Annotated in this window: 21 protein-coding genes; 15 read left to right on the plus strand and 6 right to left on the minus strand. The window is 60.5% G+C overall.

Annotated features, from left to right (window positions below):
- Nucleotides 1-278 precede the first annotated feature (278 nt).
- From SGRAN_RS14080 to SGRAN_RS21780, 5 genes are all read left to right on the plus strand, one after another.
- A complete protein-coding gene (locus SGRAN_RS14080) occupies nt 279-1,193 on the plus strand; it encodes a VOC family protein (RefSeq protein ID WP_067184647.1) in 915 nt (304 codons plus the stop codon).
- 105 nt (nt 1,194-1,298) lie between these two features.
- A complete protein-coding gene (locus SGRAN_RS14085; RefSeq protein ID WP_082737270.1) occupies nt 1,299-1,613 on the plus strand; it encodes a non-heme iron oxygenase ferredoxin subunit in 315 nt (104 codons plus the stop codon).
- Nucleotides 1,614-1,616: 3 nt separating this feature from the next.
- Nucleotides 1,617-2,636 (plus strand): 2Fe-2S iron-sulfur cluster-binding protein, encoded by a 1,020-nt coding sequence (locus SGRAN_RS14090; protein ID WP_067184653.1) that lies wholly within the window; start codon nt 1,617-1,619, stop codon nt 2,634-2,636.
- A gap of 170 nt (nt 2,637-2,806) precedes the next feature.
- Complete coding sequence (locus SGRAN_RS14095; protein ID WP_067184656.1) at nt 2,807-3,733, plus strand: LysR family transcriptional regulator; 927 nt, start codon at nt 2,807-2,809, stop codon at nt 3,731-3,733.
- Nucleotides 3,734-3,740: 7 nt separating this feature from the next.
- Entirely contained in the window at nt 3,741-4,715 is a 975-nt protein-coding gene (locus SGRAN_RS21780) for a 2Fe-2S iron-sulfur cluster-binding protein (RefSeq protein ID WP_082737271.1), read from the plus strand.
- Nucleotides 4,716-6,078: 1,363 nt separating this feature from the next.
- On the opposite strand, the gene SGRAN_RS22280 is transcribed toward SGRAN_RS21780, so the two are convergent.
- The 5 genes from SGRAN_RS22280 to SGRAN_RS14125 are packed head-to-tail and all read right to left on the minus strand — an operon-like array spanning nt 6,079 to nt 10,272.
- Entirely contained in the window at nt 6,079-7,134 is a 1,056-nt protein-coding gene (locus tag SGRAN_RS22280) for a copper resistance protein B (RefSeq protein WP_054529612.1), read from the minus strand.
- Complete coding sequence (locus SGRAN_RS14110) at nt 7,134-8,951, minus strand: copper resistance system multicopper oxidase (protein ID WP_067184662.1); 1,818 nt, start codon at nt 8,949-8,951, stop codon at nt 7,134-7,136. Before SGRAN_RS14110 ends, SGRAN_RS22280 begins: the two co-directional genes overlap by 1 nt.
- 32 nt (nt 8,952-8,983) lie before the next feature.
- Nucleotides 8,984-9,544: an RNA polymerase sigma factor gene (locus tag SGRAN_RS14115; protein WP_067184665.1), complete on the minus strand. Its 561-nt coding sequence runs from the start codon at nt 9,542-9,544 to the stop codon at nt 8,984-8,986.
- A gap of 6 nt (nt 9,545-9,550) precedes the next feature.
- Nucleotides 9,551-9,964: a Spy/CpxP family protein refolding chaperone gene (locus tag SGRAN_RS14120; RefSeq protein WP_237233514.1), complete on the minus strand. Its 414-nt coding sequence runs from the start codon at nt 9,962-9,964 to the stop codon at nt 9,551-9,553.
- Between the two features lie 23 nt (nt 9,965-9,987).
- Nucleotides 9,988-10,272, minus strand: a complete 285-nt coding sequence (locus tag SGRAN_RS14125; protein WP_237233515.1) for a hypothetical protein — start codon at nt 10,270-10,272, stop codon at nt 9,988-9,990.
- 99 nt (nt 10,273-10,371) lie between these two features.
- On the opposite strand from SGRAN_RS14125, the gene SGRAN_RS14130 reads away from it, so the two are divergent.
- From SGRAN_RS14130 to SGRAN_RS22850, 3 genes are all read left to right on the plus strand, one after another.
- Nucleotides 10,372-11,070, plus strand: coding sequence for a DUF2231 domain-containing protein (locus SGRAN_RS14130; RefSeq protein WP_210434143.1), 699 nt, complete (start codon nt 10,372-10,374; stop codon nt 11,068-11,070).
- A 454-nt stretch (nt 11,071-11,524) separates the two neighbouring features.
- A complete protein-coding gene (locus tag SGRAN_RS14135) occupies nt 11,525-11,935 on the plus strand; it encodes a DUF411 domain-containing protein (protein WP_404950423.1) in 411 nt (136 codons plus the stop codon).
- A gap of 20 nt (nt 11,936-11,955) precedes the next feature.
- Nucleotides 11,956-12,339, plus strand: a complete 384-nt coding sequence (locus SGRAN_RS22850; protein WP_054529604.1) for a hypothetical protein — start codon at nt 11,956-11,958, stop codon at nt 12,337-12,339.
- Between the two features lie 45 nt (nt 12,340-12,384).
- Here the strand turns inward: SGRAN_RS22850 and SGRAN_RS14145 are convergent, their stop codons facing one another.
- Nucleotides 12,385-12,657: a metal-sensitive transcriptional regulator gene (locus SGRAN_RS14145; RefSeq protein WP_039280293.1), complete on the minus strand. Its 273-nt coding sequence runs from the start codon at nt 12,655-12,657 to the stop codon at nt 12,385-12,387.
- Between the two features lie 121 nt (nt 12,658-12,778).
- On the opposite strand from SGRAN_RS14145, the gene SGRAN_RS14150 reads away from it, so the two are divergent.
- Genes SGRAN_RS14150 through SGRAN_RS14175 form a run of 7 tightly spaced genes read left to right on the plus strand, consistent with a single transcriptional unit; the run spans nt 12,779 to nt 20,212 of the window.
- The gene (locus tag SGRAN_RS14150; RefSeq protein ID WP_054529603.1) at nt 12,779-13,045 is read left to right on the plus strand and encodes a hypothetical protein; all 267 of its coding nucleotides are present in this window, start codon (nt 12,779-12,781) and stop codon (nt 13,043-13,045) included.
- Nucleotides 13,046-13,104: 59 nt separating this feature from the next.
- Complete coding sequence (locus tag SGRAN_RS14155) at nt 13,105-14,487, plus strand: MBL fold metallo-hydrolase RNA specificity domain-containing protein (protein WP_067184679.1); 1,383 nt, start codon at nt 13,105-13,107, stop codon at nt 14,485-14,487.
- Nucleotides 14,484-15,995: a thymidine phosphorylase family protein gene (locus SGRAN_RS14160; protein ID WP_054529601.1), complete on the plus strand. Its 1,512-nt coding sequence runs from the start codon at nt 14,484-14,486 to the stop codon at nt 15,993-15,995. The genes SGRAN_RS14155 and SGRAN_RS14160 overlap by 4 nt, the downstream gene beginning before the upstream one ends.
- On the plus strand, nt 15,992-16,927 hold the full coding sequence (locus tag SGRAN_RS14165) for a ribose-phosphate diphosphokinase (RefSeq protein ID WP_237233516.1): 936 nt from the start codon (nt 15,992-15,994) through the stop codon (nt 16,925-16,927). Before SGRAN_RS14160 ends, SGRAN_RS14165 begins: the two co-directional genes overlap by 4 nt.
- A gap of 59 nt (nt 16,928-16,986) precedes the next feature.
- Nucleotides 16,987-19,293 carry a copper-transporting P-type ATPase gene (locus SGRAN_RS14170; protein WP_455363802.1) on the plus strand — a complete coding sequence of 769 codons (2,307 nt, stop codon included), beginning with the start codon at nt 16,987-16,989 and terminating at the stop codon, nt 19,291-19,293.
- Nucleotides 19,294-19,331: 38 nt separating this feature from the next.
- Nucleotides 19,332-19,571, plus strand: coding sequence for a DUF2933 domain-containing protein (locus tag SGRAN_RS21785; RefSeq protein WP_054529599.1), 240 nt, complete (start codon nt 19,332-19,334; stop codon nt 19,569-19,571).
- Nucleotides 19,572-19,579: 8 nt separating this feature from the next.
- The gene (locus SGRAN_RS14175) at nt 19,580-20,212 is read left to right on the plus strand and encodes a methyltransferase family protein (protein ID WP_311879928.1); all 633 of its coding nucleotides are present in this window, start codon (nt 19,580-19,582) and stop codon (nt 20,210-20,212) included.
- Nucleotides 20,213-20,222: the final 10 nt, after the last annotated feature.

Raw genomic sequence — 20,222 nt, forward strand, 5'->3', positions numbered from 1 at the left:
GACACAATAACGGCGGGGCAGAACGACGGAAGCGACCGCCGAAATATCCAGCATCATGAAAATTGATAACGCCGACGAAGCCGCAGATCTGGACGCAAGGCGGGCTCATCACCGAAAATGATAACCACTAGAGGACATCGTTATCAGCGTTTTACTGCGCCGCCGCCACCTGGTGTGCCATGACTGCGGAATGAATTTTCGGGCGCGAACCCGGGATTGGCAACACTTCTGCGGAACGGCTCTGCCCGGCCTGCGGGTCAAGTTGCAGGAGAGGAAATATGGACAAGGCAAGTGTCACGGAACTCGGATATATCGGCATCTCCGTAAGCGATGCCGCCGCCTGGCGCGATTACGCCTGCTGCATCGTCGGCATGGAACTGGTCGATGATGGCGAAGAAGATCGCTTCTATCTCAGGATGGACGGCTGGCATCACCGCATCGTTGTGCACACCAACGGTGGCGACGATCTGGAATATCTCGGCTGGCGGGTCGACGGGCCGAATGAGCTGGATGCGATCGCTGCCCAGCTGGATGCGGCAGGCTACAGCTACAGAGTGGCGAGTGCCGAGGAGGCCGCCGAAAGACGCGTGCTCGGACTGCTCAAGCTCGAAGACCCCGGTGGCAATCCCACCGAGATTTTCTGGGGCCCGGAACAGACCCTGCGTCGTCCGTTCCACCCCGGTCGCCCCATGCATGGGCGGTTCCTGACCGGCAGCCAGGGGCTGGGCCACTGCCTGCTGCGACAGGATGACGACGAGGCGGCCTATCGCTTCTACCGGACGCTCGGATTCAAGGGTGGTGTCGAATACCACCTGCCATTGCCGGACGGGGCAACCGCCAAGCCGACCTTCATGCACTGCAACGATCGGCAGCACGCGGTCGCCTTCGGCCTCGGCCCCATGCCCAAGCGCATCAACCACCTGATGATCGAATATACTGAACTCGACGATCTCGGCATCGCGCACGACATGATCCGGGAACGCCAGATTCCGGTGGCGATGCAACTCGGCAAGCATTCCAACGACCAGGCCCTGACCTTCTATCACGCGAGCCCATCGGGCTGGCTCTGGGAGCTTGGCTGGGGTGGAGTCAAATCGAGCGATCAGCTGGTCTATTACAAGGCAGACCTGTTCGGTCACGGGATCGAAGCATCGGGTTTCGGGCTCGACGTCGAACTGGGTGACGATGGTTGAGATCGGCAAGATCGCCGGACGCTTGATGTCCGGCGAGGCGTGCTGACAGTGCCGCCGAACAGATCACGCACCGGGCCATATAACGAATAACGGGAGCGGACAGGAATGGGACGTAAGGTTAGACTGTGCAGCGCCAGCGAAGTACCGCCAGGGGAGATGCTGAGCGTGGATACCGACGCCGGTGACATGCTCGCGGTTTACAACGTTGATGGTGACTTCTTCGTTACCAGCAACCTTTGTACGCATGGCGTGGCCACGTTAACCGAGGGCTGGCTGGAAGACCATACGATCGAATGTCCTCAGCATGGCGGCTGCTTCGACGTCCGCACGGGCGAGGCCACGCACTTTCCGTGCGAAAAGCCGCTGCAAACCTACAAGGTGACAAGAGAAGGCGATGAGATATTCGCGGATCTTGATTGACCGATGGGCAGCGCGCGCATTGAAATACTCGATCAAGGTGAATTCCAGGCGGAGGAAGGAGAACTCCTGCTGCGCGAAGCCCTCCGCAATCGGATAGGCTTTCCCTACGACTGCAATTCGGGAGGCTGCGGAAGTTGCCAGTTCGAACTCGTTTCCGGCGGTGTCGAGGATGCCTGGAGCGCAGCGCCGGGCCTGTCGGAAAGAGCACGATCGCGCGGACGGCGACTGGCCTGCCAATCGCGGGTCACGGGTGACTGCGCGATCAAGGTTCGCCTCAAACCCGAATTCGTCCCGACCCATCCGCCAGCCCTGCACTCCGCCCGCTACGAGGGATGCCGTCCGCTAACCAGCGACATGGCCGAATATCGGTTCAGATGCGACGGCTCTGCGGATTTCCTGCCCGGCCAATATGCCATGTTGCGCCTGCCCGGTGTTTCCGGTGATCGCGCCTATTCGATGTCCAACCTGCCGAACGCCGATGGGCTGTGGACATTCATCATCAAGCATATCTCCGGTGGACAGGGATCGGGCGTGCTGGCGGAGAAGATCCGGCCCGGAGACTTGATCGGGCTGGATGGCCCCTATGGCCTGTCCTTCCTGCGGCCGGATGCCGATCATGACATCGTTTGCATCGGCGGCGGTTCGGGTATCTCGCCGTTGAAGTCAATCTGTTCCGCTGCCGTGCGTCACCCCCCTCTCGACAACCGGACTATCCATCTCTTCTACGGTGCCCGTACGCCTTCCGATCTGCCGATAGATCGGACGTTTCGAGAGGATCCTCAACTGGCGGAAAGGGTCACGGTCGTACCCGCAATTTCCGAGGCCTCGCACGGAACGTCTTGGTCCGGCGAAACCGGGATGATTCACGAAGTCCTCCACCGCTGGCTGGAAACAGTCGGTGACGCAAAGCGGTTCGAATACTATTTCTGCGGACCGCCACCGATGATCGATGCGGTCCGCCGGTTGCTGCAAATCGATCTGCGTGTGCCCGAAACACAACTGCACGCGGACAGCTTTGTCTAGTCTGCCGGGCCTGGTCACCCGACGATTGCACGCGGATGCCGCGGGAAAGATCCGCTTGGGTGTGAAAGAGTTTGCGGATATCATACCGGAAAAAAGTACAGACCTGATGTGCTCGCGACTGGGGCCCAAACGGTGATTGATTGGGAATTGGATGCCGTAAGAAAGGGCAATTGTGGGAATTGATTGACCTCCTGAAACTGGATCTCAACCTGCTGAGAATCTTCCATCGCATGATGGTGGACAGAAAAGTTTCGGCCGCCGCCGAAGCGCTGGGCATTACTCAGCCCGGTGTCAGCAATGCCTTGAAGCGGTTGCGCGACATCACAGACGACGAGCTGTTTACCCGGGCACCAGGGGGCATGGAGCCAACAGCATTTGCGATCCAGATTGCGGAGCCGATTAGCTACGCACTGGCAATGGTCGACGCTGCTTTCACACAGCCGACAGATTTCAAGCCAGCCTCCGACCGGCGTCTCTTCAGACTCGGTTTGACCGATATCGGCGAAGCCTATCTTCTCCCGAAAATTCTAGCCAGAACTGCCGAAATCGCACCACATGTCAGCTTTACGACGATAAGGCCTCCCAAAAGCGAAATTAGGGAAGAAATGGAGGTGGGTTCGCTCGATCTGGCGATCGACGTCTTTCCCAACATGAAGGGCAATTTCGTTCACCGGCGGCTGCTCAAGGAGAAGCACGTCATTTGCATGCGCAAGGACCATCCCCTCGCAAACAAGGCGGAATGGACGATGGCCGATTACATCGCACAGGAACACGTCGTCGTAATCGCGCAGGGCACCGGGCACGGAGACATCGATGCCCTTCTCGCCCGCAAGGGGATTTCCAGGAATATCCGACTGATGCTGCCGCATTTTCTCAGCCTTGGTCCCGTAATGCACGCGACCAACCTCGTGGCCACTCTTCCAGAAGATGCCGCTTTGCTGCTGGAGGAACCATACGAGCTAATCAGCCTTCCCTTTCCGGGAATACTACCGATAGTGCATGTCGATGTATTCTGGCATCGCCGCCTGCACAGGGATCCGGCCAATGTGTGGCTGAGGAACCTCGTTTACGAGCTTTTCTCCAAACCGTCTGATTAGTGCGCCAATGGAAATCACCCTCATCCCCGACCGCCGCACCCTCGAAATACAAGCAGATGAGACCCTGCTTGACGCATTATTGCGACATGATGAACCTATTTCGCACAGTTGCAGGGATGGCCGGTGCGGCCTTTGCAAATGTTCGTTTTCCGTGCAGGGTCTGACCCCCGAACGCGGGACCAGCATTGAAATGTCGCCGGTGTTGGCTTGTCAAACCGTCCCCAACGCCGATTGCATAGTCGAAATCGCTGACCCGGACGACGTTCTGGTCCTGCCTCCCCAGATTGCCCGTGGCCGTGTTGAAGCGATCGAATCCCCTGTCGAGCGGGTTCGCCGTCTGATACTCAGTACGGACAGGACCCTCAAGTTCGAACCCGGTCAGTATTTTGAAGTGACCTGGTCGCCCGACATCACGCGCATGTATTCTGCAGCAGGCCTGCCGACGGACCCCACCCTGGTCTTCGATATCCAGCTACACAATCTCGGTCGGGCATCGGAACACGTCGCGGACGCGCTGAGGACCGGCGACACCGCCAAGATCAAAGGGCCTCTGGGAGCAGCGTATCTGCGTCGAAAATGCACCGCGCCGATCCTGTGCATATCCAACAATACGGGACTTGGCTCGTTGCTCGGCTTCCTGCGCGGAATCGCCAAGGCCGGGATGCGTAATCCGGTCTATGTCTATGCCGGCTTCCTGATGTCCGAATATGTCTACGGCGAGGAAGATCTCCGCCAGGTTTGCAAGCTTCTGAAAGATCTTCGCCGCTGCGCGACCGTCGTGGGAGGCGGAACGCTGAAGCGCTGGGATCGCCTTGGACTACTGCCTGACATTATCGGCAAGGACTTTGACGATCTGAGCGAGTTCCGCGTCTATGCCTTCGGCTCGCCACACGCTATCGACGTTACGTCCCGCCTGTTGCGAAACAAGGGCGTAGCGCCGGACAGGCTGCATTCGGAACCTTACCATTTTTCTGTTTCGTAAAAGCCGGCCCCAATTGAGCAGTTGGGCTGGCGTTCTCCGGCCAATAGCAACAGTCTCACCCTGGCAGCTTACCGAACATAGCAAAACAGGCCCACCGGCCGTTCGTCCGCTCCGCGCATCAAAACACTCCGCCATCATCGCTGACGCACTCTCCTTATTGTTACCTTTCGGACGTATAAATAGCTCCTAGATTTGTGGACGCCCTTTGTACTCATGTTTGCGGTCGTTCGAACTCGACCGGCGACAGCATAGCTCGCACCGTCGTAAAAAAACGCGGTCGTCACAGGTTCGTCGAAGTCGAAGTCGCGAGCAAAGCAGCAAACTCACATAAGATGTTCGTCAAGCGGGAGTTTACCTCATGCCTCTTGCGAACCGGATCACCGGTTTCAGGATCGCACATTGGGGTGCTGATCGCCCGCCAGGAGGGCGCAAAGCTGTCACCGCATCGAGATGCAATCTAGCGGCAGCTACCCGCTAATCATGTTCCGAAACCTGCCGTCCCGCACCGTCCGACACGCTGACATTTCCGTGAATCCCTCTGCGGGACTCACATTCTGACGGAAATTGGGACCTTTACGAAAATTTTCGTGGGAAACATCCCAGAAAAATAGCACATAATTGTATGATTTTACGGCATAAACGTTGTACATCCATCCCGACGCTTGTTGGGGGTATCGAGCATTTTCAACCTTCGGCGAAATACCCCCAAAAAACCCCCACTCCCCTGCTGGCTGCACACGGAACCAAGCGGAAGCATAAAGACACATGAGGTTGTGCAACACGACCAGAATGCGCGGATTTCTGCCGCCTTCAGCATCGCTCCCGGAAGCAAGCGGAACCCTAAGGACGCTTATGGACGTTGAAAATGGTAGCGGAGGAGGGATATTTACAATTCCATTATGACGCTGATTTTACGACGTATTTTATATCGAAAGCAGCAAAATACCCCCATTGATACCCCCACCATTTCGGAAATGCGATGGCATGCGCTATGCGCGCGACAACTGGAATTGATCGAAGGATTATCCAGGCTTCATCAAGCCGCACGGAGTTCAGGATGCTGGGCACGGCAACGATGAGCCTCGACGATAACGCGAGCATTTTCCGCAGGCTCCAGAGGCTCATCGGCAACCAGCGAAACTACCGCAGCATATTTGCCTGGCCCTATGCACCAGTGATATGTGAGATAAATTCACCGAAAAACTCGGTGCACGGACGCAGACCAGCTTCAGATTTATCGGGACCTCCGGCCGTTGAAGAGCCAATACGGTGGACCGGTCAATGGAGCTACCTTGTGCAAGTCGTCATTTTCGAAACCGAGGAATGGGAGCATCAGGCTTGCTTGCGCCTTGAGCCAGAGCACCTAGAACCAGAATCTGACACCAATGACAAAATTGGTCGCAGATGTGCCTTCTCCAAGCAGACGAGCATAGTCCGCACTTCCTCCCAGCTTCCACTCCTGCTCGATGCCTAGGTATGGCGCGAACTCGCGAGCAAATTCGTAGCGCAGACGCAGGCCGACCTCGGCAGTGTCGAGTCCGGCCCCGATCCCGAGTTCGGGAATATCCTGCGCCGACAGATTCAGTTCGACACGCGGCTGGAGGATCAGGCGCTGGGTAATACGCTGGTCAAGCTCAGCCTCGATGCGTGCGGTGAGATCGCCCTTTGTCGAGAGAAACGCTGCGGTATCGACTTCGAACAGGTAAGGCGCGAGCCCCTGCACGCCAACAACAGCATAGGTGCGTTCGGGGCCGGCCAGGTCCTGTCGGGCGCCTACCTGAAGGTCCCACCAAGGGCCAATCGCATGGCTCCAAAGGCCCTGTACTTCAGCCGCTTCAGGCTTCTCGCCGAAGCTGCCTTCCCCTTCGCTCTTGAACCAGAACTTGTCTAGATCACCGCCGTAATAGCCCTGAACATCCCAGAGGTAGCCGTCCTTGCCTTCGCGCGCGCGATATTCGGCACGATCGGCCTGGAACCAGAATACGGGCAGACCACTCACTTCGCGGACAACCGAAGCGCGCGACGCGGCCATTTTCTCAGCTCCGACGAAAGCATCGGCGGCGAAGGCCGGGCCTTCGAAGGCATCCGGCGGAGGCGGCCCCTGCGGTATCGGCGTATCATCTGGCATCGCAGAGTGCTCCATACCGGAATGCCCCATCGGCCCATGTTCCATCATCCCACGATCTGGCGTGCCGTGGCCCATCGTCCCGTGGTTCATTGCAGAATGGTCCATGGTCCCATGATCCATCGTGTCATGGTCCATGCCGCTGCCGTCTCCGGCGGAAGGCTCCGTAGGCGTGTGCGAAGGAGCTGTGGCCTCGCTTTCTTTGGGAGCTTGCGCGCCATGCTGGTGGTCTTGCGCGATTGCCATGCTGGGCAACACCGCGAGCGGGAAAAGGAGGAGAGTTGCAGCTCGCATCAGCCTTCTCCCCCCTGCAACGGGCGGACCGTCACGACCTGAAACATCCCGTTGTGCATGTGGTAGATGAGATGGCAGTGAAACGCCCAGTCGCCTGGCTCGTTCGCCGTCAGATCGAATTGCGCGCTGCCACCCGGCTGGACGATGACCGTGTGTTTCAATGGCTGATGTCCATGCGGCGCACCGTTCACCAGCTCGAAGAAATGCCCGTGCAGGTGGATCGGGTGAGCCATCATCGTGTCGTTGACGAGCTTGACCCGGACCCGTTCGTTGAAGGCGAAACGGATCGGATCGTCGGTGACGGCGGAGAACTTCTGGCCGTCGAACGACCACATGTATCGTTCCATATTACCGGTCAGGTGGATTTCCTTCAGCCGCGTCGGCCGGCGCATGTCCGGGTTCATATTTGCCGAGACAAGCTGCCTGTAGTTGAGGACACGGTGGCCAACGTCGGCAAGACCGATACCGGGATCGCCCATGCGGTCGACTGGGTTCATGGAAACCATGTCGACGCCGGGTCCGACCTTGACGCTTGGCGGAAGCAGTGACGTGTCGCGCATCGACATCGATCCCATGTCCATCGAGCTGTCCATTGCTCCCGAATCGGCAGCGGACGATCCATGATCCATTCCTGCCATGGCGCCGTGGTCCATCCCGCCATGGCCCAGGTTGCCGGTTGACGAGCCGTGATTCATGCCCATGTCGGCCATCGTCAGCAGCGGAGGGTCGCGTAGTAGAGGCACTGATGCCTGCGCACCGGGACGACGCGCCAGCATGGCGACACCCATGCCTGAACGGTCCATCGCCTCGGCGACGATCGCGAAAGCGTCTGCGCCGGTCGGCTCGACGATGACATCGTAGGTCTCGGCGTTGCCGATCTGGAACTCGTCGACTTCGACCGGACGAACGTCCTGCCCGTCGGCGGCGATGACCGTCATCGGCAGGCCGGGAATGCGCACATTGAAGAACGTCATCGCCGCGCCATTGATGAAGCGCAGGCGAACACGCTCCCCCGGGTTGAAGACAAATTCCAACCCGTCTTCGGGTCCATGGCCGTTGAGGAGGTAGCTGTAGAGCGGCGCGGACACGTCCGATATATCGGTCGGCATCATGCGCATGCGGGCCCACATCCGGCGTTCAGCGCCCGAGAGGGGATAATCGTCGGTCGCCGTGGTCTTCTGGAAGTTGAAGGGTGCCTCTCCGACTTTCAGCTTCTTCATCAGGACATGCGGGTCCATTGGCGACCAGTCGGAGAGCATCACGACATAATCGCGATCGACCTGGTGGGGGTCGCCGTTCGCCGGGTCGATGATGATCGGGCCATAATGCCCCATCGGCTCCTGCAGGGTGTGCGCATGCCACCAGTAGGTCCCCGCCTGTCGGATCGGAAACTCGTAGCGGAACCGATCCCCCGGCTCGACTGCAGCCATGGTGACGCCAGGTACTCCGTCCATCAGAAACGGCACGAGCAGACCGTGCCAGTGGATCGAGGTTCCCATCGAGCTGTCATTCTCGAGGTCGACCACAAGATTCTGACCCTCACGCAAACGTAACAAGGGACCGGGCAGCGTTCCATTGACTGTCACTGCCGGACCGTGGCGACTGCCGGTGGCGAAGCTTGAATCCGCAACGGTCATCGTCAGATGCTCACCCGAAAGAACGTCGCTGCCTTTGCGTGCCAGCGTCCCGCCGTGGCTCCCGCGTGCCCAAGCCGGCAGGGCATGACCAAGACCTAGCAGACTCGCTGCTCCTGCACTGCGCGTAAGAAATTTCCGGCGATCGATCGCGAACCTGCCGCTTAGAGATGTAGTGCTCATACTCCCGCTTACGCCGGGAGCGGGATTACCCCTCAAACAAAATCGAGTTTCTCGCGCAGCCGCTGCCTCGCGCGGTAAACGCGGGTCTCGATTGTTTTCTCGGTTACGCCGAGAAGTTCGGCGGCCTCCCGCTGACTGCGTCCGTCGATGGCAACTAGGACGAGCGCTTCGCGCAGACGGATCGGCAGGCGCTCAATCGCGCGGGAAACTTCTTCCAGCGCCTGCCGATCGGCAATCTCGGATTCCGCGCCGGGCGCGTCGGATGCCACCGGCATGTCCGGATCGAACGCACCGAGGCCGAGGAGCCTTGCCGCCTTTCGTCTCCGCATCCGGTCCCGGCATTTGTTGAGAGTCACCGTCGTCAGGTAGGCCGCAATCGGCTTTGAGGGGTCCAGTTTGGCGCGCGCGATCCAGGTCGATGCGAGTGCATTTTGCAGGGCGTCCTGAGCCTCATCGCCTGACCCGAGCATACGGCGAGATAAGCGCAGCAGGCGTGGCAGGTGGACTCCTGCGAGTTGATCGAAGGCCGCTCTATTACCCGCCCTGACCTTTTCAATCAGGTCCCTCTCAAGCGTGTCGTCCGGACCTCGCACTGCCGGTCATTCGCCAGGTTCGCCGGTGAGGGACAAAGCCACCTGGTGGTCGAAGCGCCTTTGCTGCTCCGGATCGAGCAGCGCGCGCATGGCAAAGACATGCCTTACCGTGGCCTTCTGGAGATTCCCCATTCGCGCGTGGACATCGTCGATCGCCGCCGCGACCTTGGGCCCGTAGTCATGCTCCTCCTCCATGGCTGCAGCCAGCTGGACATTGGCCGCGCGCAGCGACAGTTCGAGTTCCTTCCTCTCGACAGCAAAACGTGTTTCGAGTTGCTCGAGCCTGCTGTTCTGCGCGGTATCGAGGTCGAGTTCATCATGGACGAAATCATGGAGGGTTTGCGGGTGGCTGGATTGGCGCCATTCGTTTGCCGCAAATGCACCGATGCACCCAGCTGCCACCGCCAGCAGAATAGCCAACAGCAGCTGAAAACCACCTATTTTCATGGTTCGACGTGAAGCAGGGCGGCAGGTGACAGATTCGCGCCTTCTACTAGCTGATAGCCTGCAGGCTCGGCATGGGCCGGCGCCTGCGTTGTTCCGAATCCCGCGCCAAGCCCGATGAAAGCCATGGCCGCGAAGAGCACAAAACGTGTGCGCTGCGCGGATAGAGCCTCCATTTGGCCCGCTCGCATCCAGACGCCGTCCATGAAGCCGTCCGGCAGCGCCGGATCGGCTGAGGATCTTAGGCGTGCCAGAGCATTGTCCAATCGTTGTTCGTTTCGCATCCTGTCTCGTTCCTGTCTGCTCGCTTTCTATACGCCTCCGGTGTCATTGCCCCTCAAAATAATTCTGAGGGGTGCGGCAAGTGAGAGCGTAAAACGAGCATGAAGCAAACTCCTGTCTTTCGCCAAGTCATGGCCCTCCTGGTCGTTACGGTCTTCGCGGTGCCAATCGCCGTCCATGCGCATGAAGGGCACAAAGACAATATGAGCGATGCCGAGATGGTGCAGATGGAGATGCACGAGGCAACCGCCAAGCATGAAGAAGCGGCAGGCGCGATGCACGACCCCGAGTTCATGGCGCAGTCGCACCCATCCGCGGATGGTGTTGGCGAGCGGCAGACGCCGGAGCAGGCGCTCGAGGCAGCGATTGCAGAAAACCGGGTGACGTCGACAGGCGACTTTCTTGGACGGCTTCATCCAATCGCGGCGCATTTCCCCGTTGCTCTGCTGCTCATGGCCGCCCTTGCCGAACTCCTTCTGGCGCTGCGGCCTGCGCTTGGTCTCGAGACGACCGTGCGGTTCCTTGTTGCCGGTGGCGCGATAGGTGCCTTGGTCGCCGCATTGCTTGGCTGGTTTGCTGCGGGCTGGCGGCTTTCGGATAGGTCGCAAACGCTTGGGGTCCATCGCTGGAACGGCTCGGCGGTCGCGGGGGTGGCAATCCTAGCTGCGTGGTTCGCATTCCGCTCGAACCGGCGATCAGGCCTCCGCGTCACGCTCGCGATCCTTGCAGTCGCCCTCGTCGTGCAGGGTTATCTCGGCGGTGAGATGGTCTTCGGCCCCAACCATCTTGGTCTGGAGTAAGCACGATGCGAAAATTCACTGTGACCCGCGCGGCCCTCTGCGGACTGATGTCGACAGCGGCCCTTTTGCTCGCGGGATGTGATAGAAAGCCGGAGGAAGCATCGCAGGACAGCGTCCCGGCGCTCTCGGAATCTGCAGCGCCCGAGAATGAGACGATCGCAGAGAGTTTGGAGCCCGGCGAACCTGAACAGTCCGAGAAGGCGGCGACTGACGTCCCTTTGCGAACGCCGGTTGAGCCTCGACCTGGCCGAAACAGCGGTGCGCAGGAAGATGATGCAGGCTCAGTGCCAAAAGTAACCCAGCCAGCTGCGCCGCAGGAGGCACCGCCAGTCGATCCGCACGCAGGCCATGACATGTCGACCATGTCCAATCACGCGATGGAAGGAATGGAACACAAATGAAGGTATTTGATCCGGGAACGTCCCGTACGGGGCTAATAGCGCTGCTTGGAACCATGTTCCTTACCGCATGCAGCGGTGCCGCACAGGCGGCGAACTATACCATGTTCCGCGATCCAAACTGCGGTTGCTGTGAGGCCTGGGCCGCACATATCCGCGAGGGCCTGCACGCCGACGTGGCGGTGCAGGACAGCGCCGACATGGGCGCGATTAAGGACCGCGAAGGCGTCCCCGACGAGCTTCGCTCGTGCCACACGATGATCGTCGATCGCTATGTCATCGAAGGTCATGTGCCAGCCGGCGATGTTGCGCGCCTTCTGCGTGAACGCCCCGCAGGCGTCGAGGGGCTGGCAGTCGCCGGAATGCCGGTCGGCTCACCGGGTATGGAAATGAGCGGGCGCACCCAGCCATACCAGGTCATTGCCTTCGGCAAGACGGGGCGCACGGTGTTCAATAGCTACAACTGAACAAGACGAGGAGAACCAACATGAAAAAGCAGACAATTTTCCTGGCAGGCCTACTACTTGCCGGTCCGGTGATGGCACAGTCTGAACAGGCCGCGCCAGATCAGCCCTCGCCTCCAGCTGAAATGCCGCAGAAGTGCGAAATGATGCACAATGGCAAGATGATGCAAGGCATGATGGCCAAAGGTGAAGACGGCAAGATGATGTGCCGGATGATGGACCACTCGCAAATGGACCACGGCATGATGGATCATTCTAAGATGGATCACGGAACGATGGACCACTCGCAAATGGGCCACGGACAAATGGGCAAGCCGGAATCCAATAGCGCACCGGATAGCGAGGCTCCGCCTGCCGATCCCGCCGCACAGGATCATGCGGCGCATCCTGGCCATGGCCCCGGTTAGGTCGCCAGACCTGGCAATGAATGATTGCCCTGATGGGCGACGGGATCAGCGCGCCTGCTTTTCCAGAAGGGCGATAAGTTCAGCGATTTTAGCTCGCTGGTCGCCCTTCGACCCCAGTTCGATAGCCTCTTCGAGACAATGGCTCGCATGAATCTTGAGCACCTCCATGCGCGCCGAACGCAAGGCAGCCTCCATTGCCGCGAACTGCTGGAGGATATCGATGCAATACCGGTCCTCTTCCATCATTTTGGCAATGCCGCGCGCCTGGCCTTCGATCCTGCGCATGCGCGCGATTTCTCGTGAGAATTTATCGCTCATCGTCTCTCCCATGCCAGCTTTTCGAGGTTGAGCCAATCATTCGCCAAATCAGCAACTCTTGAAACAGGAAAGCGTATATACTATACTCCCCTTATGTATTGTGAGCAACAGGAGGCCTGTAATGACCGATACAACCTTGAAGCAAGGGATTCGCATCTGGGGCTGGACGCTCAGTCTGTTCCTGCTCATCACGTATCTCCTGTGCGTGGGCTATGGCCTGCTCGTCCCGGCCAAATTTCATATGCTCGATGCGTGGGCACCGCTCCTGCCGGGCTTTGAATGGCTGACGTGGCCAGGCTTTATCGCGGGCGCTGTCGGAAGTTTCCTTTACGGCTGGTACGCGGCGGTTTTGCTGGTGCCACTGCATCGCTTCTTCAGCTCGAAGTGAGTGCGAACGCGCGGCGACCTCAACTCTGATCGGCCAGTGCCTAGGAAAGGGCAGATAAAATGAGCATCTCGGAGAAGCCTTCGCTCAGATTCCTTGGCGCGACGGGAACCGTAACGGGTTCGCGTTACCTGATCGAGGCTAAGGGTCGCCGGATCCTAATCGATTGCGGGCTCTTCCAGGGGTATAAACAGCTTCGCGAACGAAACTGGAAGCCGTTCCCGGTGCCGCCGAAATCCATCGACTGCGTGCTGCTTACGCATGCTCACCTTGACCATTCCGGCTATCTGCCCGCGCTGGTCCGAAACGGCTTTCAGGGCCATATCCATTGCACGCCGGCTACGGCCGAACTCTGCGGCCTGCTGCTCCCCGACAGCGGGCATCTGCAGGAAGAAGAGGCCCGCTATGCGAAGCGCAAGGGCTATTCCAGGCACGCAAACCCGAAGCCGCTCTACACGCTTGAAGATGCCCGCGCGGCGCTGGAACATTTCCGGCAAACGCCTTTCGACAAGATACTCGACCTCGGAGAGGGCATTACAGCGCGTTTCATTCCGGCGGGACACCTGCTCGGCGCGGCGCAGATCCAGGTGACCGTCGATGGGCGGACGGTCCATTTCAGCGGCGATGTCGGTCGTGAGGCCGACCCGTTGATGCGTGGCCCTCGCCCGTTCGAAGGTGCCGACATTCTCGTGACCGAATCCACCTACGGCAATCGTACGCACGGCCATGTCGATCCGGAGCAGGAGCTGGCCGACGTCATCAACCGGGTCACACGGCGCGGTGGCGCGATTGTCATTCCGGCTTTTGCCGTTGGCCGGATCCAGGGCGTGATGCTCCAGATCGCGCAACTGCGGGAGCGGGGCGCCATTCCCTACGTGCCGGTCTACCTCAACAGTCCGATGGGCGTGGACGCGACCGCAATCTACCACAATCACCATGATGAGCATCACGTCAGCTGGGACGACTGCAAGGCCATGTTCGATCTCGCCGAACGCGTGCGCACGGTCGAGGAATCGAAGGAGCTCAACCGTCGTGTCGGACCTATGATCATCATTTCCGCAAGCGGCATGCTCGCAGGCGGCCGCGTCCTGCACCACCTGGTCAGTTTTGGCCCCGATCCCAAGAACGCGATCGTGCTGAGCGGCTTCCAGGCAGGAGGCACGAGGGGGGCCGTCCTCGCCCGAGGCGAGCAGCATCTGCGGCTCTTCGGGCGCGAGATCGACATCCGCGCCGAAGTGATCCAACTCGAAGGCATGTCCGGCCATGCGGACGCTGACGAACTGCTGGCTTGGATGGGACAGGCCAAGCCGCCGGAAATGACCTATGTCACTCACGGCGAACCCGACAGCGCGGATGCCCTGCGCTACCGGATCGACCACGAGCTTGGCTGGAGAGTTCGCGTTCCGGAACACCTCGAACGGATTAGTCTGGAACGTCCGAAATGACCGGTGATATTCACTCAATACCCGTCATGCGCGCCGGCATCGACACGTACCGGCAGCCTGTCGTTTATATGCGCGAAGATTGCCACCTGTGCCGGGCGGAGGGCTTCTCGGTTCTGACCCAGGTCGAGATAACGCACGGCCAGCGGTCAATCGTTGCCGCGCTCAATGTTGTTACCGATGCGGACTGGCTGCCGCCCGATACTGCAGGCCTCAGTGAAGCCGCCTGGACCGCGCTCAAGGCCGACGACGGCGAGTTTGTCACCTTCTCTCATCCGGAGCCGCCGGCCTCGGCTTCCGCGATCCGTTCGAAGGTCTACGGCCAGCGCCTCGATGCGGCTGGATGCCAGGCCATCATCAGCGATACGGTGGCGCACCGCCTGTCCGATCTCGATCTTGCCGCCTTCATCACGGCTTGTGCTGGTGACCGCCTCGATATTGCCGAAACGATCGCCCTCACGCGGGCGATGCACGGCGCGGGCAAGACGCTTGATTGGGGTGCGGGGCTGGTCCTCGACAAGCATTGCGTAGGCGGACTGCCGGGCAACCGGACCACTCCCATTGTCGTGGCCATCCTTGCTGCCGCGGGATTTCGCATACCCAAAACCTCAAGCCGCGCGATTACCTCGCCAGCGGGCACCGCCGACACGATGGAAGTCCTGGCGCCGGTCGCGCTCGACATCGCCGCCATGCGCCGCGTGGTCGAAAGTGAGGGTGGTTGCGTCGTGTGGGGCGGTGGCCTCGATCTCAGCCCCGCCGACGATTTGCTGATCCGGATCGAGCGGCCGCTCGATTTCGACAGCGACGGCCAGCTCGTCGCCAGCGTGCTCTCCAAGAAGGCGGCAGCGGGTTCAACCCATGTGCTGATCGACATGCCGGTCGGACCCACGGCCAAGGTCCGAACGGAGGCGGCTGCGCGAACCCTGTCCGAGCGTCTGCATGCCGTCGGCAAGGCGATCGGCCTGTCCCTGCGGATCCATGTCAGTGACGGATTGGCCCCGGTGGGACGCGGTATCGGCCCGGCGCTCGAGGCACACGACCTGCTTGCGGTCCTGAGGCGTGCCCCCAATGCCCCGATGGACCTGCGAGAGAGGGCACTAGACCTGGCGGGCGCCCTGCTTGACCTGGCGGAAGCGAACGGCGGACAGGGCCGCGAGACGGCGAGGAACCTGCTCGATAGCGGTGCGGCCGAAGCGAAATTTCTGTCGATCTGCGAGGCACAGGGCGGGTTTCGCGAACCGGGCAGCGCACCTTACCACTCCATCGAAACAGCTGATGTTGGCGGCGCGATCAGGGAGATCGATAACCGCCGCATCGCCAAAATCGCGAAACTGGCCGGGGCTCCGGGCCGCAAGCACGCCGGTGTACGTCTGCACGCAAGGCCGGGCGATGTGATCGATGCAGGCCAGCCGCTCTACGAGATTCACGCGGAAACGCAGGGTGAACTTGTTTGGGCGCAGGACTATGCCCGCTCAGGCGTTTCTCCCTTCGTGGTTGGAGAAGCGCCGTGAACCGTATCCTTGCCTTTCCCGGCATGCTGCCCCTGGGCGAAGCCATCGCCGCGCTAGTCGGAGCGCAGAGCGGGGAGGTCGATGTCCACCGATTTCCGGATGGCGAGAGCCTCGTGACCTTGCCTGGCGACCTTGCAGGCAAGGATGTCGCAATTCTCGCCACCTTGCGTGAGCCCGATCCGCTTGCGTTGTCCCTGCGCTTTGCAGCAGAGACAGCCAGAGAAATGGGTGCTCGCCGCGTCGGACTGATCGCGCCCTATCTCGCCTACATGCGGCAGGACAGGCGATTTGCCGAAGGCCAGGCGGTCAGCGCTCCCTTGTTTGCCCGCTTCCTGGAGGAAAGCTTCGACTGGCTGGTGACCGCAGATCCGCATCTGCACCGGATCCATGCACTCGAAGACCTGTTCGACATTCCGGTCCGCCGGATCGAAACCGCACCCCTGCTGGGCGAATGGATCGCCGCAAACGTACCCGATGCGGTGCTACTCGGTCCCGACAGCGAGAGCCGGCAATGGGTCGCTGAAGTCGCCCGACTGGCGGACCGGCCCTATGAAGTGCTCGAAAAGCACCGTAGCGGCGATCGCAGTGTCGAAGTCAGCGTGCCGCATAGCGAAGCGCTTCTCGACGGAACGCCCGTGATCGTCGATGACATTGCCTCATCGGGACGGACACTGATCGAGGCGATCGAGCGACTACTCGCAGCAGGAACGAAGCCGCCCATCTGCGTCGTGATCCATGCGGTGTTTGCCGGCGATGCCCACGACGATATTCTTGCGGCGGGCGCATCACGGGTCGTGACGACGGACTCCATACCGCATGTCAGCAATGCAATCTCGCTCGCGCAGGCGCTGGCCGACGCATGCCGCGACCTGCAAGCCCAGGAATCAATCGATCAGTCGAGCCACAGCAAGAACGACACGGTGACGCCATGAACGACCACACCCATCACGAGCACCACGAGGCAAGCTATCACACGATCTACACTTGCCCGATGCACCCCGAAGTGCGGCAGGAGGGGCCGGGAGATTGCCCCAAGTGCGGGATGCATCTCGTGCCTGAAGGCAGCGAGCAGGCGAAGGACGGCCACGCTTGCTGTCATGGCCACCATGGTCACCTCGCAGACGCCAAAATCGGAGCGGACGACAAGCGCTACGACAAGGTGCCGGCCGGATATTCCGGAACGGTCTACACCTGCCCGATGCATCCGCAGGTTCGGCAAACGAAGCCCGGTTCCTGCCCGATCTGCGGCATGGGGCTGGAACTCGAATCTGCTACAATGGCCGAAGAGGGACCGAACCCCGAACTGGTAGATTTCACACGGCGCTTCTGGATCGGCGCCGTCCTCACCCTCCCGCTGCTGGTCTTGACCATGGGGCCGTTCCTCGGCCTTGGCGGCGTCAGGGATATCTTCGGGGAACGCAACACGCTCTGGATCGAGCTGGCACTCGGCACACCCGTCGTCCTGTGGTGTGGCTGGCCATTCCTCGTGCGGGGATGGAATTCCTTCCGCACGATGAACCTTAACATGTTCTCGCTGATCGGGATGGGGGTGATGGCCGCCTGGGCCTTCAGCATTGTGGCTGTGCTTGCGCCGGGCATATTCCCCGACGGCTTCCGCGATGCCGAGGGCCATGTCGGCGTCTATTTCGAGGCGGCAGCTGTCATCGTCACGCTGGTGCTGCTGGGCCAGGTGATGGAGCTGCGTGCTCGTGAAGGCACGGGCAAGGCGATCCGCGCGCTGCTCGATCTTGCGGCCAAGACCGCCCGAGTGATCCGCGAGGATGGCAGCGAAGAGGAAATCCCGCTCGAAGACGTGCTGGTCGGGGACCGGGTGCGCGTGCGGCCGGGCGACAAGGTGCCGGTTGATGGCGTCGTGACGGACGGGCGCTCGTCGGTTGATGAGAGCATGATCACCGGCGAGCCTGTCCCGGTTGAAAAGGTCGCGGGCGATCCCGTGACGGGCGCGACGATCAACGGAACCGGCAGTCTGGTTATCGAAGCAACCCGCGTCGGCGCCGACACCATGCTCTCCCAGATCGTCGAGATGGTCGCCAATGCGCAGCGCTCGCGCGCGCCGATCCAGAAATACGCCGACAAGGTTTCGGGATGGTTCGTGCCGGTTGTCATCGGCATTGCTATCCTGTCCTTCATCGGCTGGGCCTTCTGGGGTCCGGCTCCGGCGCTGTCCTACGCGCTGATCGCCGCCGTTGCCGTCCTCATCATCGCCTGCCCATGTGCGCTTGGCCTCGCCACGCCGATGTCGATCATGACGGCGACCGGGCGCGGCGCGCAGGCAGGCGTTCTGATCAAGAACGCGGAAGCACTCGAACGCTTCGAGAAGATCGACACGCTGATGGTCGACAAAACCGGAACACTGACCGAAGGCAAGCCGCGACTGGTGTCCGTCTTGCCCGAACCAGGTCACGATGAAGCCGAAGTGCTGCGCCTTGCCGCAACCCTTGAAAGGGGTTCCGAACATCCGCTCGCCGAAGCGATCGTCGCGGGCGCGGAGGAACGCGGCGTGGCGCTCGGTGAAGCTACCGACTTCGAAGCCGTCACAGGCAAAGGTGTCAAAGGTACAGTCGATGGCAAGAGCGTCGCGCTCGGCAACCTCAAGCTCGTCACCGACCTCGGTCTCGAAGCGGCCGAACTGACGGAGAAGGCCAATAGTTACCGCGACCAGGGCGAAACGGTGATGTTCGTGATGCTGGATGGTGCCGTAGCCGGTCTTGTCAGCGTTGCTGACCCAGTGAAGGAAACCACGCCGGATGCCTTGAAGGCGCTCCATGAGCTGGGCTTTCGCATCATCATGGCAACGGGTGACAATGAGCGCACCGCCAGGGCGGTGGCCGCCCGGCTCGGCATCGACGAGATCCGCGCCGACGTGCTGCCCGAGGACAAGGCGCGCATCATCCAGGAGCTTCAGGCCGAAGGGCGCAAGGTCGCGATGGCCGGTGATGGCGTTAACGACGCCCCCGCGCTTGCGCAGGCCGATGTCGGCATCGCCATGGGCACGGGAGCGGACGTCGCCATCGAAAGTGCCGGCATCACGCTGGTGAAAGGGAATCTCGACGGTATTGTCCGCGCGCGCCGACTGGCCCGCGCGACCATGCGCAACATCCGCCAGAACCTGTTCTTTGCCCTCATATACAATGCTGCCGGCGTGCCGGTGGCAGCAGGCGTGCTGTTCCCGTTCTTCGGCATCCTGATCAGTCCGATGTTCGCCGCTTTTGCCATGAGCGCATCGTCGATATCGGTCGTTACCAACTCGCTGCGTCTCCGAGGTGCGAAGATCTGATGAAGGAAAGACGCTCGCTCAAATGAAAGGTGACTGCGATGCATCAGCATGATGAACACAGAAATCGTGAAACGCCGCCCGGGCGTTCCGGCACAAGTTTCTGGAAATCACGCGCAGGTGCGGTGTTCCTCGTCTTCTTGGGCGTGATTGCCTTCCTGCTGGCTTACGAGCATCGAGCGCACATATTTGCCGGCAATGGCCTGTTGCTCGTGCTGCTCCTGCTTTGCCCTGCGATGCATCTGTTCATGCATCATGGCCATGGCGGGCACGGGAAATGAGCGCGCATATGTCTGGCTATGGTCTGTGGCTCCTCGCCTTCGTTAATGCGGCGATCTTCATCTTCTTCGCATTTAGCTTCTTCAAGCCTCGTACCAAGCGGGATTGGCGCAGCTTCGGCGCTTTTAGCGCCTTCATCGTTGCGCTTTTCGCGGAGATGTATGGTTTCCCCCTGACGATCTATTTTCTGTCCGGCTGGCTCCAGTCTCATTATCCGGGCGTCGACTGGTTCACTCATGATGCCGGGCATCTTCTCGAAATGATGTTCGGTTGGAAAACCAATCCACACTGGGGGCCTTTCCACCTGCTCAGTTTTGCATTGATCGGTGGCGGCTTCTGGCTGATCTCTGTGTCCTGGCACGTGCTGTGGAAGGCACAGAAGGAAGGGCAAATGGCCGTTACCGGTCCGTACGTCCGCGTCAGGCATCCGCAATATCTCGGTTTCATCCTCGTCATGCTGGGATTCCTGTTCCGGTGGCCTACGCTCCTGACCCTGGCGATGTTCCCTGTTCTGGTCTCGATGTATGTGCGGCTGGCCCGGATAGAGGAAGCCGAAACCCGCGAGAAATTTCCTGTGGAATTTGAAGAGTACCGGTCGAAGGTGCCGGCTTTCTTTCCACGGAGCTCAGCCGCGACCGCCTAGGACACACGGG

The sequence above is a fragment of the Sphingopyxis granuli genome, from assembly GCF_001559015.1.
GTDB lineage: Bacteria > Pseudomonadota > Alphaproteobacteria > Sphingomonadales > Sphingomonadaceae > Sphingopyxis > Sphingopyxis granuli.